Origin of the sequence: Streptomyces sp. ISL-87, from assembly GCF_018614095.1 — a bacterium.
GTDB lineage: Bacteria > Actinomycetota > Actinomycetes > Streptomycetales > Streptomycetaceae > Streptomyces.
Map to the genome: position 1 here is coordinate 16534 of NZ_JAGGOY010000122.1, position 12960 is coordinate 29493.

Genomic DNA, 12960 nt, shown 5'->3' on the forward strand with positions numbered 1-12960 from the left:
TTAGTCCTGATGAGCGAACACCGCGCGGAGTTCCCGAACCCGGCAAAAACATGACCGGCGTCTCACGGACACCTCGCGGGCGCGGCTAACTCGCAGCGGCCCTCACCTCTGCGCGTCGAGCACCTGCACGCACCGCCCGAGCAGCTCCAGCAGCAACTCCCGTTCCTCCCCGGAGAACTCGGCGGCCAGCGCCCGCTCCACCCGTACGGCACCGGTGTCCGCCTGCTCCATCGCCGCCCGCCCCGCCTCCGTCAGCCGGGTCTCCAGCACATTGCGGTGCCACTCGTGCGGGGTCCGCTCGATGAGCCCGCGCTCCTGAAGGTTCTTCAGCACCGTGTTCATGGTCGGCGGCGTGACCCCGCACAACCTCGCGAGTGCGGCGGCTGAGATGCCCGGCTTCTCGGCGAGCCAGAGCAGGGCGGCGTACTGAGGAACCGTTACTCCTACCGGCTTCAGCACAGCGTTCTTAGCCGCGAGAAGCGCCTGCTCTGCGCGTTTGAGGTGGGAGCCGATGCGCTCCTCGGCGGGCATGGAGGTCATTCCGGCATCCTACGACCCTTGCCAAGCATTAGAGCTCTTACATATATTCGTACTCACCCATTCAGAAGAGGACACCCATGAAGCTCTCCCCCACGTCCATCTCCACGACCCTTGCCACGACCCTCTCCGCGGCCTTGGCCCTGACCGCACCCCTCACCCTGAGTACGAGCTCAGCCCATGCCTCCGACCTGCGCATATCAACGGCATTCACGATCCCCGGCGCAGAGGTCTACCCCGAGGGCATAGCCAAGGACACCCGCACCGGCACGGTCTACGTCGGCTCGTACGCCGACGGCACCGTCTACCGGGCACGCCCGGGCAGCCGTACGGCCGAGGTGTTCCTGCCCTCCGGCACCGACGGCCGCGACACGGCGAACGGCCTGCGCGTCGACCCCCGGGGCCGCCTCTGGGTCACCGACTCCACCACCGGGGTCGCGGTCTACGACACCCGGACCGGCACCCGCCTGGCCCACTTCGAGGTCACCGGCAGCGCTCCGCCCTTCGTCAACGACCTCACGATCACCCCGGACGGCACCGCCTACCTGACCGACAGCCTCCGCGGCGTGGTCTACCGCGTCACCCCGGCCCAGCTGGCCACCGGCGCCGGCCCCCTGCTGCCGGCCTTCGACCTGCGCGACCGCCTGACCCCGAAGCCCGAGGGCAGCGTCACCCTGAACGGCATCACCTCGGACCGGGCCGGCCGCTACCTCCTCACCGTGGACATGACGGCAGGCGACCTCCACCGCATCGACCTCGGTACGGGTGCCATCACCCGCGTCCGCCTCACCGGAGGCGACCTCAAGCACGCCGACGGCCTCGACCTCTCCCCCGACGGCACCCTGCGCACGGCCCACAACACCACCAACACCCTGACCCGCTGGCAGCTCACCCAGGACGGCACCCGCGCCCGCCTGACCCGCACCATCACGGACCCGTCCCTCCAGATCCCGACGACCCTCACCCACACCCCGGGCCGCACCCTGGTGGTCCGCTCCCAGTTCGACAAGGACGGCCCCTTCACCCCGTCCACCGGCGCCCCGACCACCTTCACGGTCGCCGCCGTCCGCGACTTGTAACGAAGCAGGGTGTTTACGACGCTTGATCACCACAACGCTCTGACCTGCGGCGCGACAAGTCGCCGAAAAATCCTCCGGCCGAGATCGTTCGCTCCTCAGCTTGAGCCGTGGGCCGCTACCGTGAAGCCATGACCGCACTGCCCGACTGGATGCGCCCGCCGCGCGCGGAAGGCTGGTTCGCGGAGGACTTGGACCGCCTCCCCGAGGCACCACGCCACACCGAGCTCATCGACGGAGCACTCGTCTTCATGATGGCCCCACAGCGGTGGTGGCACGGCCACCTCATCACCATGCTGACCGTCGCCCTCATGGAACAAGCACCCGCCGATACCAGATTCGGCCTAGCCCCACACCGTCTGCGGACCGGGCAGCCTCATCCGCACCCACAGAGTTACGACCGCGGGTAGGATCGGCACCATGAGCGGTAGCAGAAAGTATTCGATCAGCCTGCCCGAGGGCCTTGCCGAGGCCGTACGCGCCCATGTCGGACCCGGCGGCTTCTCCGCCTACGTCGCCGAAGCTCTCGAACAGCGGGTCGCCATGGACAAGCTCCGGGAGATCGTCGCCGACTTCGAGACCGACAATGACGAGCTCACCCGCGAGGAGGTCGAGGCCGCCCGCGCGCTGCTACGCCATGACCACCGACAGGTCGGCGGTGCCGCCGCCTGATGCCCGGCACCCTGCTGCTCGACAGCGAAGGACTCTCCAAGCTCTGCCGCAAGGACCGCACCGTCGTAGCTCTGGTCCAGGCGGCATCCGAGGAGAGCATCCGCGTTGCCACCAGCGCCATGACCACCCTTGAGGCCGATTACGAGCGGATCCACCCGGCCCGCATCAGGTGGGTCCTCTCCCGCGTCGACGTTCACGACGTCACCAAGGAGGTCACCGACGAAGCCGCCGCCCTCCTTCGTACCCATCATCTCCACGGCCATAAGTACGCCATCGACGCCGCCTTCGCCGTCATCGCTCGCAACGCGCCCCAGCCGGTCACTGTCCTCACTTCCGACCCCGAGGACCTGACGCTCCTGTGCGGCCCTTCCGTAGAGGTCGTCAAGGTCTGAAACGCCGGCCACAGCCACGCCACCAGGCAGACCGTCGGCCACAGCACGTCACGGGACGAGGACTCCCCGCGGACAGACACGGCGCCCAACTGGCCAACAGGCGGGCCCAGCAACGCCCTTGATGGATCGCCAGGCGCTGAAGCGGAATGTCCGCCAGCCGACCCTGACCTGAGGCGGAGCCCCGCACGCGGCCCTGACTAGCCATTTGCCCGTTGGCGTGCGTTGACTTCCGACGGACACTTACGAGTGTCCTGCCGACTGTTCGCGGACCGCTCCCAGCCGCGCCTGCTCCTCCTCGACGATCTGGCGGGCCATCGCCGTGTCCGAGACGTCGACCGCGTCTGGCGTCGACTCGGCGACTGCGCTGCGACGTGCGTACAGCCCGCTTCTCTCGACTTCCCCGAGCCTCAGCCGGCCCTCGGTGACCTCTTTCAACCGGGCCACTGGGATGGCGTCCAGCGCCTGTTCCGCCGCCGTATCGCAGATCGGCTTCAGCGCCGCCCGAACCGCCTCGACAGCCCGCCCGTGGTCACCGGCCACCGCCTGCGCCGCCTCGTACAGCCGCCCTCCTGCGGCAACCGCCTCCCGCTCACTGCGCCCCATCCCGCCCCGGCCCCTCTCGCTGTGTCCCCGCATACTGCCATCGCGCGTCCCCCGCGCCGACCAGGGAGAGAGGGCCTGACCGGCTACCTCTGCTTCGGCGGACGTCTTCGGCGGGCGACCAGGGCCAGTGCCGACAGGGCGACGACGCCCGCCGACTCGATCGCGATGGTGGGCCACACCAGTTCCGCGCCGAGGGACTCCTCGAAGCCGAAGAGTCCAGACGTGAGGCTGATGACCAGCCCGGCCAGGGTGCCGGCCGTGAGGACTGCTCCGAGGGCCGCCGGAACGCCGACGTACCGGGTGGGGGCGGCCAGCAGCGCAAGCGCCAGCAGGCCCCCGCCGATGCCGTTGAGCAGGAAGAGCACACCAATGGTGGCCAGGCTCCGATAGCCGACATCCCAGAGGTGGAGGTGAATTGCGGCCATCGCCGCAGTCAGACCAGCGCCCACCAGTCGCAGAGCGATCGTGACCCGCGCACGCTCAGTAGCCATTGCTCGTCGACGGGGTCTCGTTCACCGGTGCGGTGGCGCCGCCCACGGTGATCTCCGTCTTCATCCCCAGGTCCTTGTGCCCGTCGACGGGGCAGTAGACCTCGTAACTGCCGGACTTCAGGGTCACGTTGAGCTTGGCGCTCGCTCCGGGTGCGAGGGTCTGGGAGCGGTGCTCTCCGCCGGGACCTTCGATCTCCAGGGCGTGGTCGTGATGGCCGTCGTTCTTGACGAGGAACGTATAGGCGCCCGCCTTGAAGGTCTTCTGTGACAGTGCAATGTGGAAGTCGGTCAGGTCCGCGTTCACCTGTGTCACTCCCGGTTCGGCGCTACGGGCCGGGGGTGCGGTGGTCGCCGAGCCGCCTCCGCTGCCACCCCCGCAGGCCGCGAGCCCGCCCGCCAGCGCCGCCGCCGCCAAACCCAGCCCCACGCGGCCCACGCGACCGCGGATGAGTGTCCTTGTCATGACTCAGCCCTCCGTACGAGTTCTGTCGAAGGGTGTACGGATGAACGGCACCCAGGGATTGGCCCGGGCGGGCCACGGACGGCGTGTTCTGCGCGGGGAGAGGAGAATCATGGGGTGTCCTCCCGTGCGGCCCGAGCAATCCATTCGGGGAGGCCGACCGTATCCACTGACATGCAGAGGATGGGCCTCCCTCTCGGACGCGCGCCGGACGAGGCACTGCTGTCAGGCCTGACGACGGGCGATCCCGAGATCGCCGTCGCGTTCGTGCGCCGTTTCCAGCGCACGGTATTCGGCGTGGCCATCGCCGTCGTCGGCGATCCCCAGCTGGCCGAGGACATCGCACAGCAGACGTTCGAGCGGGCCTGGCGGCACGCCCAGATCTACGATTCCCGCCGCGGGTCGGTGAAGACCTGGCTGACGACCATCGCGCACAATCTGGCGATCGATGCGATCCGAGCGCGCAGAGCCAGCCCCGTCGCGCCCGAAGACCTGGACGTGCTCCTCGATTTCGTGACCGACACCCCTGAGCAGCAGGCCCTCGCGGCCGAGGCGTCGGCCGGGATACGGAACGCCGTGGCGGCCCTGCCACGGGAACAGGCCCGCGCGCTGGTGATGGCGGGGATCTACGGGATGACCGCGCAGCAGGTCGCCGAGTTCGAGCAGATTCCGCTGGGCACGGCCAAGACGCGGATCAGGACGGCCATGCGCAAGCTGCGGACCACCCTGGGAGCGGAGGAGAGCAGGCGATGAACGACATGACCTGCGACCGGCTGAGGGAGCTCGACGCCGAGCTGGCCCTCGGCATTCTCCCGGCTCAGGAGCGGGCCCGGGCGGTCGCCCACCTGGACCGCTGTCCCGGCTGCCGGCGGCACATCGAGCAGCTGACCCTGGTCGGCGACGGCCTGCTCGGCCTGCTTCCGGGCACCGAGCCGCCGGTCGGCTTCGAAACCCGCGTCACCAGCAGGCTGAAACCGCCCGGACCGGTACGGCGCCTGCTCCTGCACCCTCGGACGGCGGCCGTAGCAGCAGCCCTGGCGCTCGCGTGCGGCTTCGGCGGCTGGGCCGTCGGCACGGCCGTCGACCACACCCCCGCACCCTCCTCGCCAACGGCCCGGGCGAACGCCGATCTCCTTCAGGCGGCCCTTGTCGCGGATGGCCACGAGGTGGGCCGGATATTCGCCCACCCCGGTTCGGCGGGCTGGGTGTACATGTCCGTAGACCTGGAGGGGGAGGGCGTCGGCGGCCGGGTCCAGTGCCTGCTCGACCGTACCGACGGCACCCCGGTTTCCGTCGGCTGGTTCTCCCTCAAGGACGGCTACGGCTACTGGGGCGCCCCGGCCGACGTGGACCCCGCGACGGTCTCCGGAGCCCGACTGCTCGCCCCCGACGGCTCCCTCCTCGCCACGGCACACTTCCCGCGCCAGAACCGGTAGTGCCGCAGGGCCGCTATTCAGCGATCTCCCAGCATCGCGTCAGCGCCTTCGCCACACATGGTGACCCATGAATACGAGGCCCCAGATAGCACCCCACGCGACGCGGCCGTAGCCGCTACCGTGATGACATGACCGCACTGCCCGACTGGATGCGCCCGCCGCGCGCGGAAGGCTGGTTCGCGGAGGATCTGGACCGCCTCCCGGAAGCGCCGCGCCACACCGAGCTGATCGACGGAGCCCTTGTATTCGTGATGTCGCCCCAGCGCTGGTGGCACGGAGAGATCGTCACCGACCTCACGTTCGCCCTCCGGTCACAGGCCCCCGCGGGATTCAAGGTCGGTCGGGAAATGACCATCCGCCTCGATGCCCGTAACCGGCCGGAACCGGACCTCGTGGTGACAACGGCCCCGTACGACCCTGACTGCACGTGGTTCGCCCCGGAGGACGTCCAGCTCGTCGTCGAGGTCGTCTCACCGGAGTCCGCCCATCGCGACCGCACCGTAAAGCTCCGCAAGTACGCAGAGGCCGGCATCCCTCACTACTGGTGCATCGAGGACGAGGATACTGTCCCCGCCGTGCACGTATACGAGCTCGACGAGCCGACGGGCGTGTACGCGCCGGCAGGAATCTTCCGCCACGCACTCCAGCGGCCCCTGCCGTTCGAGATCAACATTGACCTGGACAAGCTCGGACCGGGGCACGTCGGCTGAGAGCACGGATTCAAGTCAGCACCAAGTCAGCACGGGACCGCAGAAGGGGCCGGACTCAGTAGAGTCCGCCCCCTTCTGACCTGCGCACTTGACGAATCGCATAACGTATAGTAACGAATCAACCACACGTTGAAGCGGAATGTCTGCCAGCCGATCCTGACCTGCGACAGAGCCCACGGACGACGGACCTGCACGTTTTCCAGGACGGTGGCACACAGGGGCGCGAGCAGAAGCGTGAGGTGGCCGTCAGACGGTCTGGGTGGCGAAGACGAAGAAACCGTCGGCACTGCGGACGATGGCGTACCCGTTCGCCGTGAACTGCGGCAATTCCTCGATCTCGGCAGCCAGCAGCTTCTTGTTCCGGACGTCGAGGGCGACGGCGTTTCCGCCCTCCAGTTCCGCGTAGAGGACGCCATTGCCCGGGAGGGCCCGCGGCTTGATGTTCTGCTCGTCCTTCGCCTGGCTCCAGAGCTCCTGACCGGTCTCCGTGTTCCAGGCGACGGCGCCCTTGCCGTACTGCACGACGGCGGTCTTGCCGTCGGGGGAGACGGCGTGGCCGTCGTCATCGCTGGTGACGGTGGCGTCGATGCCCGGGCCCTCGGCGATCCGGCGACCGGTCTTGAGGTCGATCGAGGTCAGGACCGCTTCGGACTTGCCGAACGCGGACCACTCGAGGACAGCCTTGTCGCCGTGCAGCGACGTCATCCGAGCGGTGGTAGCCGACTTCTCGGTGACCAGCTTGGCGATGGCGGCCGGTGGCGCGAGGTCCTTCGTGCTCCACGCCCTCTTGCCCGATCGGATGTCCGTCGCGATCAGCCACCTGGCAGAGGGCTGGTAGGAGACGTCCGTAATCCAGGAGTAGCCGAGGCCGGGGCCGACCTCCCCCTGGCTTTCGAGGTACGAGAAGGTGGGGGTCAGCGTCTCCCCGTCGCCGATCGGGATGAACTTGGCGTTGCCACCCGCCGCGCCGGTGTCCACGACGTAGCCGCCCCGGACCGGGGTGGCCAGACGGGTCTCCCCGTCGAAGGTCGAGCTCCCCAGCTCGTCGCCGGAGGGCGCGTACATGGTCAGTACGGTCTGAGTGGAGGCCTTCTTCAGGTCCTTCGCCGGCGTGTCGATACGTGTACGTATCAGCAGTGCCGGTGAGCCGTCCCGCCACTCGCTCACCTGCACGAGTTGCTCCGCCCGGTACTGCGTGGACCCGTTCTGCGCGGGGATCTCGAAGTCGAACTTCTTGCGCAGCTCGCCGCTCTTGGCATCGAGGAGCTGGGCGGTGAAGCTGCTCGTGCCCGAATCCCCGCTGCGGGCGCCGGTGACGACGACGGCGTCCCCCAAGGCGCAGATGCTGCGCTCCGACTTGTCTCCCTTGGACGCGTCGCCCGCGCAGGTCGTCGCGTCGTCAGCCGGCAGGCTCCATGCCTGCTGCGTGGCCAGCCCAGGCACCGGCGCGCCCTTGTAGACCGGGCCCTTCGGGGCAGGAGGCGCGGACTCCCCGCCCTTCCGCGTCTCCCCGCCGGCCTTGGCGTCTGGCCCCGTCCCCCCGGAGCATCCGGAGACAAGCCCCAGCGACAGTGCCATGCCGACCACTGCCGTCATACGCATTCGATTCAACTTCCCTACCCGGCTTCCCTCTTGCTTGATCGCGCCTTCGGCGGGCAGCCTACTTTGATCACTGGCCGGGAGCGCGACCGGGCGGCTGCGGAGGCTGCGGAGGCTTTTCAATGTGGGCGAAGCCCAGTTGACGCCGAGCTCCTTGGCCACGGATCCGACCGTCCGACCGCTTGACCGCACCAGCTCGACCGCGTCCCGCTTGGACTCTTCCGAATACTGGGCAACACCCACCAGAACACCTCCATCTCGGATCCCACGATCCGATCTTCAAGAGATGTCCACAAACGGGGGCAAACCTCATGAAACCCAGTACCCGGGAGCGTGTCCCGAGGAAGCATCACTGGGCCCTCACTCAAGGACAGCTAGGCGAGAGATTCACACACCTGCCCATGGACAGGAGCAGGCCCGCGGTTCACGCTGTCGACCAGCCGTCCAGGGAGACCTCCGAGCCATTGTTCAGGTAGCGGTGAAGGGCACTGGCCGTGGTGTCCACAAAGGCGTCGGGGATGGCGTTGGCGTCGACCCAGCGGACCTGGGAGTGCTTGCGGGGTTCGCAGTTTTCGGGTTCGCCGGTCCATTCGTGGGCGGCGAAGACGACCGTGAGGAAGCCGTTGGGGGCCTCGACGCCCCAGGCGCCGTGGATGATGTGGGCGACCTTGAGGGACTCGGGCTTCACTGTGAGGCCCGTCTCCTCGTAAAGCTCGCGAACCGCGGTTTCGGTGATGGGCTCACCCGGTTCGCTCTTGCCGACGGGGAGGTCCCACTTGCCCTGGGCGAACTTGGCGTTCTCGCTGCGCTGGAGTAGGACGACGCGGTTGGTGGCCTTGTCGTGGACGATGACGGCCGCGACCAGCAGGGTCATCGAATCGAGTGCCGGCTTAAGGGCTTGGGAGCAGTCGTCGGTCTGCTGAGCCACGGGGTTCCCTTCGTCGGGCGGGTTGTTGGGCATGTTAGGTGAGTGCCTCGCGGGCACGACGGGCGAGATCGGCAGCGCCGGGCACGCGGCGGCGCTGGTAGACCGCAAGGGTGGAGCGGATCGAGGTGATGGCCTTGCGGGTCCGGTCAGAGGTCATGCCCTCCATGAGGACCAGTGCCTGGGTCCAGGCGGCGACGGCTTCATCGGCGCGGGCCTGGGCGGCGAGGCTGTCGCCGAGGTCGGCGTGGGTGAGGGCGTGGACCCGCTTGTATTTCTCCGGGTCCCAGCGGGTGAGGGCGTCGCGGTGCTGTTGTTCAGTGCCGATGTGGTCGGCGAGGTCGGTCAGGGTGCGGGCGGTATGGCTGGCCACGGTGCCGGCTGCTGGGCCACTGACGCGGGAGAAGCTGGGCTGGGGGCCATCGTCGCGTAGGAGGGCGCCTTCGGCCGCGAGGAGGGCACGCGCGGCCGAGGGGTTCTCGCCGACAGCGGCGTAGGCGCGGGCGTGAGTGATGTGGAGGAGGGCCTCGGTCTGCCCGTCGACGTGGCCGAGGCCGCGGGTGAGGGCGCCTTCGACCAGGTCGACGCAGTGGTGCGGCTGCTTGAGGCTGAGGGCCTGGTGGGCGAGGGCGCGCATCATCCAGGCGGCGTGGCCGTGGGGGTCGGCTTCGCAGGCCAGCTGGTAGCCGACCTGGTAGTAGCGCTGGGCGGCGCCTTCGTGGCCGAGGTCGTGGTGCTTCCAGCCCGCGAGGTAGGCGAGTTCTGCGACGGCGCCGAAGGCGGCCCGGCGTAAGCCTTGGGACGGGAAGCGTCCGCGGAGCATGGGTGCTGCGGTGTCGGCGAGGTAGGCGGCGACGGTGGTCAGGCCGTGGCCGCCGCCGAGGCGTTCGTCGGCGGCGCTGAAGGCCGCCGTGATCTGTCGTACGACGTCGATGTCGTCGCTTCCGACGGTGGAGCGGCCCGTCCGAGCACGGAGCAGGCGGGCAGTGGCCTCGTGGTCGTGCAGGAGTGGCATGGCAACGCCGGCTGTGGTGAAGGCGGCGATGGCGAGGAAGCGGCGTCGTTCGGCGTCGGCGACGGCCGAGGTCGGTGACCGCAGTGACAGGGTCGGCGTCGGCCGGGGGGTCGGTATCGGAGTGCTGGAAGCCGATCTCCGTTTGTGTGACGACGCGGCCCAGTCGGCGGGAGAGCGCCTGGGCGATGTACTGGCCGGCCTGGCCCGAGGGTGCTCGGGTGCCGTTCGCCCAGTGGGAGATCGCCGACTTGTTGGTCTGCAGCAGCTCGCCGTCCTCGGCGGCGATGCGGCGTACGTCCTTGGCGAGTGATTCGTACGTGCATCCAGCGGCCTGGATCATCTCGCGTAGGCGGGAGTTGGGGTCGGTCGGCGTTGGCACGATCCTCCGTCCCGAAGCTGTAAACCGCGTATACCGCTTGGCCTCGGTCACACCGTACCCACTGTGCGTAGCGGGCGGTTCACTTATCGACAGCCGCCCCACTCACGGGCCCGGCGGCCCCCAAGTTCCGTACGCCCCAACGGGCTCGGGCATTCCTGTGCCCAAGCCCGGACGATCAGAGACGGAGAAACGGTGACCACCATCGACACCGCGACCATCACGGTCGAGCTGCCCGACGCCTTCGACCCGCGCTGGAGCCGCCTGCCCGGCATCCAGGTGGACGGCCGGCGCATCACCATCGACCCGGCCGAGTATTTCTTCCGCTTCGAGTCCAACACCTGGCTCGTCGCCGACTGGGAGCTGGTCAAGGCTCAGCTCCTCGACGTGGACGAGACGGCCGAGAGCGCCGTCGAGCAGCTCGCGCTCGACTTCATCAAGAACCACGGCGAGTCCACCTCCGATGCGGCCCGCGTGCTGGCGACGGCGTACGGGGTGTACTTCTCCTGCTAGCGCCCCTTTGTCGCGAGGCGTCGAACGGCCGTCCTCAGCTCCGGTACCTGAGCCCGCCAACCGCCAACCGCGAGCTTCAGCTCGGCGCACGAATCGCCGGTCAGGAAGATGACATTGCAAGGCTGACAGATCAAGAACTCTCGCCATATCTCGAACCGGCGGCGTGCGGGCTCCTTGTCCTTGATGACCTTGGATATCCGGACTGCGGCGAGCAGGACAGCAGCCGCAAGGAGTGCGAGGTTCACCGGGTCGCCGACAGGATGATCGACGAGGTTCCAGAAGAGAAGCAGAGCGACTATCCCCATGGCGAGAATAAGCACCGGCGGGGGAACGTCACCGAGGCGCACCCGCCCAGGCGGAGCTAGGTGCTTACCCAGCGTGGTTGCGCCCTGCACGGTAATTCTAACCGTGCCCACGCGCCCGCTGTAGGCGCCACTGTTGGCCTGGTGCACCGCAGGCACCGCCGCTACCCCCTCGATCCTTCCGCAGTCAACGCACGGCTTCCGCTGCGCCACTGTCCCCTCCCCCCCGATCTCACCATTCGTAGATGACACTCCCATCCGATAGCAGCTGGTCGGCAGGACACAAGTGGCAACGGCACGCAAATTCAAGCCAGTTCGACGAGGGTGAGGGAGTCGACGCACCCGAACGCCGACCACAACGCTCCGACCTGCTCTTACGCGCCCTCGGCGTCTTCCGAGGCTCACTCCAACTTCCGGCGCCTTCGAGGTCACCCCCGACGCCCCTGCCCGTCAGCCGCGAGCCGACACGGGAAGACAAGGTCAGCACTCACATCCCGCGAAGAGCGGGCAGGCGATCGAAGCTCAGTAGCGCGGCATGTTCGGGATCGCCTTCTCCGCGAGCTCGATTAGCGCCTCCACCTTCACCAAGTCGGCCGCAACCTCCCCCGGCGTAACCGTGGGGGCCTCCGACGACCGGTACTCGACTTCGTTGCGCCGGGCTCGCATGCGGTTGAAGGGGCGCAGTATGGACCCGAGCGGCGGGTCGAGCTGCGCTCGCACGGCCTCGTAGATGACGCTGTGGCCACCACGGCTGGTCGCGCGCAGCCCCTGGTTCTGCAATACCGCGGCCAACGCTCTGCGCGCGGCGTCATAGGCCAGTGTGTACGCGCCCTCCGGGTCCGTCGCCGCCAACTGCCGCGCGGATGCGACATGCGTACGCGCCCGGACCAGTTCCGCCTCCGCGGCCTGCTGGGAAGCAGGTACGCGTTCAAGCTCACCACGGCCGATGAGCGCGTCGACTGTCGGCCGCCCTTGATTCCAAGCCGTCATTCCGCCTCCAAATCAAGGTTCAACTGAACCAGTGGACGTTCACGAACGCTGGTGAGGAACGGATCATCCGTGCGGGTCTCCCACGCCTCGACGGAGACCCGATGGACGTTGACCTCACGACGCAGCCGTCGGGAGGCCTCCTCGGCAAGGTCAAAGAGCGCGTCGGCATCGGGATCACCCACAACGAGGACATCGACATCAGCGGGCGGCGGCCCAGGCTCACCGTTGTACCGAGCGGCCCAAGAGCCGTAGATATAAGCACGCTGCACACCTTCGAGTCCCGCCAGTGCGTCGGTGAGCAAGGGCATGGGACCAAAGGAGACAGACATGAGATCGCTCAACGGACGGTACAGCGGGGTATCCGTACGAGCCTTGACGAGGCGACTGCGTCCCACTCGCCGATCGGTCAGGATACCACCGCCGGTCAACCGGTCAACCTCGCGCAGGACGGCTGTGGGCGTCACTCCGACGTCAGTGGCGAGCTCGGTGATGCTGTACTCGCGTTCCGGATGCAGGAGCACCAGAGCGAGAAGCTCGCCTTGCATACGGGATCGGAGGATAGGGAGCAGGCTCGGCGATACTTTCATTGAGCGCAGAATATCAAGCGCCCAACGAAAGTAACAATCCGCATCAGACTGCTCACTGGATCAACACGGACCCCTGCCGCGAGATGACCCACAGGTCAGCACCAAGCCGGCAGGGGAATGCAGAAGGGGCCGGGCTCGACAGAGCCCGACCCCTTCTGACCTGCATGCTTGACAAATTAGCCAGCAAACAGTAACGGTTCGGCTACACATTGAAGCGGAACGTTCAGCGCAGAGCTCCGACCGGTGAAAACGCGCCTCTGAGAGGGCGTTAAGTCC

At 68.0% G+C, this 12960-nt stretch carries 15 protein-coding genes and 3 pseudogenes; 8 read left to right on the plus strand and 10 right to left on the minus strand.

Annotated features, from left to right (window positions below; all coding sequences use genetic code 11):
- Nucleotides 1-102: 102 nt before the first annotated feature.
- On the minus strand, nucleotides 103-540 hold the full coding sequence (locus tag J7I97_RS34745) for a MarR family winged helix-turn-helix transcriptional regulator (RefSeq protein WP_214943551.1): 438 nt from the start codon (nucleotides 538-540) through the stop codon (nucleotides 103-105).
- 77 nt (nucleotides 541-617) lie between these two features.
- On the opposite strand from J7I97_RS34745, the gene J7I97_RS34750 reads away from it, so the two are divergent.
- The 4 genes and pseudogenes from J7I97_RS34750 to J7I97_RS34765 all read left to right on the plus strand — a co-directional run bounded on the left by J7I97_RS34750 (nucleotide 618) and on the right by J7I97_RS34765 (nucleotide 2677).
- Nucleotides 618-1616, plus strand: coding sequence for an SMP-30/gluconolactonase/LRE family protein (locus J7I97_RS34750; protein ID WP_214943554.1), 999 nt, complete (start codon nucleotides 618-620; stop codon nucleotides 1614-1616).
- 128 nt (nucleotides 1617-1744) lie between these two features.
- A pseudogene (locus J7I97_RS34755) lies at nucleotides 1745-1957 on the plus strand (Uma2 family endonuclease); the annotation flags it as partial.
- Between the two features lie 76 nt (nucleotides 1958-2033).
- Nucleotides 2034-2285, plus strand: coding sequence for a hypothetical protein (locus J7I97_RS34760; protein WP_214943557.1), 252 nt, complete (start codon nucleotides 2034-2036; stop codon nucleotides 2283-2285).
- On the plus strand, nucleotides 2285-2677 hold the full coding sequence (locus J7I97_RS34765; RefSeq protein ID WP_214943560.1) for a DNA-binding protein: 393 nt from the start codon (nucleotides 2285-2287) through the stop codon (nucleotides 2675-2677). Before J7I97_RS34760 ends, J7I97_RS34765 begins: the two co-directional genes overlap by 1 nt.
- Before the next feature lie 240 nt (nucleotides 2678-2917).
- On the opposite strand, the gene J7I97_RS40525 is transcribed toward J7I97_RS34765, so the two are convergent.
- The 3 genes from J7I97_RS40525 to J7I97_RS34780 form a co-directional block, all read right to left on the minus strand.
- A complete protein-coding gene (locus J7I97_RS40525) occupies nucleotides 2918-3280 on the minus strand; it encodes a hypothetical protein (RefSeq protein WP_374195536.1) in 363 nt (120 codons plus the stop codon).
- An 83-nt stretch (nucleotides 3281-3363) separates the two neighbouring features.
- Nucleotides 3364-3705 carry a hypothetical protein gene (locus J7I97_RS34775; RefSeq protein WP_214943563.1) on the minus strand — a complete coding sequence of 114 codons (342 nt, stop codon included), beginning with the start codon at nucleotides 3703-3705 and terminating at the stop codon, nucleotides 3364-3366.
- Nucleotides 3706-3760: 55 nt separating this feature from the next.
- Complete coding sequence (locus J7I97_RS34780; RefSeq protein WP_214943566.1) at nucleotides 3761-4234, minus strand: copper-binding protein; 474 nt, start codon at nucleotides 4232-4234, stop codon at nucleotides 3761-3763.
- A 171-nt stretch (nucleotides 4235-4405) separates the two neighbouring features.
- Between J7I97_RS34780 and J7I97_RS34785 the strand changes: the two genes are divergently transcribed.
- From J7I97_RS34785 to J7I97_RS34795, 3 genes are all read left to right on the plus strand, one after another.
- Nucleotides 4406-4984 (plus strand): RNA polymerase sigma factor, encoded by a 579-nt coding sequence (locus J7I97_RS34785; RefSeq protein WP_214943597.1) that lies wholly within the window; start codon nucleotides 4406-4408, stop codon nucleotides 4982-4984.
- Nucleotides 4981-5667 carry a hypothetical protein gene (locus J7I97_RS34790; protein ID WP_214943569.1) on the plus strand — a complete coding sequence of 229 codons (687 nt, stop codon included), beginning with the start codon at nucleotides 4981-4983 and terminating at the stop codon, nucleotides 5665-5667. The genes J7I97_RS34785 and J7I97_RS34790 overlap by 4 nt, the downstream gene beginning before the upstream one ends.
- A 128-nt stretch (nucleotides 5668-5795) precedes the next feature.
- The gene (locus J7I97_RS34795; RefSeq protein ID WP_214943572.1) at nucleotides 5796-6377 is read left to right on the plus strand and encodes a Uma2 family endonuclease; all 582 of its coding nucleotides are present in this window, start codon (nucleotides 5796-5798) and stop codon (nucleotides 6375-6377) included.
- A gap of 246 nt (nucleotides 6378-6623) precedes the next feature.
- On the opposite strand, the gene J7I97_RS34800 is transcribed toward J7I97_RS34795, so the two are convergent.
- The 3 genes and pseudogenes from J7I97_RS34800 to J7I97_RS34810 form a co-directional block, all read right to left on the minus strand.
- The gene (locus J7I97_RS34800) at nucleotides 6624-7979 is read right to left on the minus strand and encodes a PQQ-binding-like beta-propeller repeat protein (RefSeq protein ID WP_214943575.1); all 1356 of its coding nucleotides are present in this window, start codon (nucleotides 7977-7979) and stop codon (nucleotides 6624-6626) included.
- 421 nt (nucleotides 7980-8400) lie between these two features.
- Nucleotides 8401-8937, minus strand: coding sequence for an NUDIX domain-containing protein (locus J7I97_RS34805; protein WP_214943578.1), 537 nt, complete (start codon nucleotides 8935-8937; stop codon nucleotides 8401-8403).
- Nucleotide 8938: 1 nt separating this feature from the next.
- Nucleotides 8939-10256: pseudogene (locus J7I97_RS34810) on the minus strand (tetratricopeptide repeat protein).
- A 231-nt stretch (nucleotides 10257-10487) separates the two neighbouring features.
- Here J7I97_RS34810 and J7I97_RS34815 point away from each other — a divergent pair.
- A pseudogene (locus J7I97_RS34815) lies at nucleotides 10488-10793 on the plus strand (hypothetical protein); the annotation flags it as partial.
- An 8-nt stretch (nucleotides 10794-10801) separates the two neighbouring features.
- Here J7I97_RS34815 and J7I97_RS34820 read toward each other — a convergent pair.
- The 3 genes from J7I97_RS34820 to J7I97_RS34830 form a co-directional block, all read right to left on the minus strand.
- Complete coding sequence (locus J7I97_RS34820; protein ID WP_214943581.1) at nucleotides 10802-11200, minus strand: hypothetical protein; 399 nt, start codon at nucleotides 11198-11200, stop codon at nucleotides 10802-10804.
- A 429-nt stretch (nucleotides 11201-11629) separates the two neighbouring features.
- Entirely contained in the window at nucleotides 11630-12097 is a 468-nt protein-coding gene (locus tag J7I97_RS34825) for a hypothetical protein (RefSeq protein ID WP_214943584.1), read from the minus strand.
- Nucleotides 12094-12642: an ArsR family transcriptional regulator gene (locus tag J7I97_RS34830; RefSeq protein ID WP_251050108.1), complete on the minus strand. Its 549-nt coding sequence runs from the start codon at nucleotides 12640-12642 to the stop codon at nucleotides 12094-12096. The genes J7I97_RS34825 and J7I97_RS34830 overlap by 4 nt, the downstream gene beginning before the upstream one ends.
- Nucleotides 12643-12960: the final 318 nt, after the last annotated feature.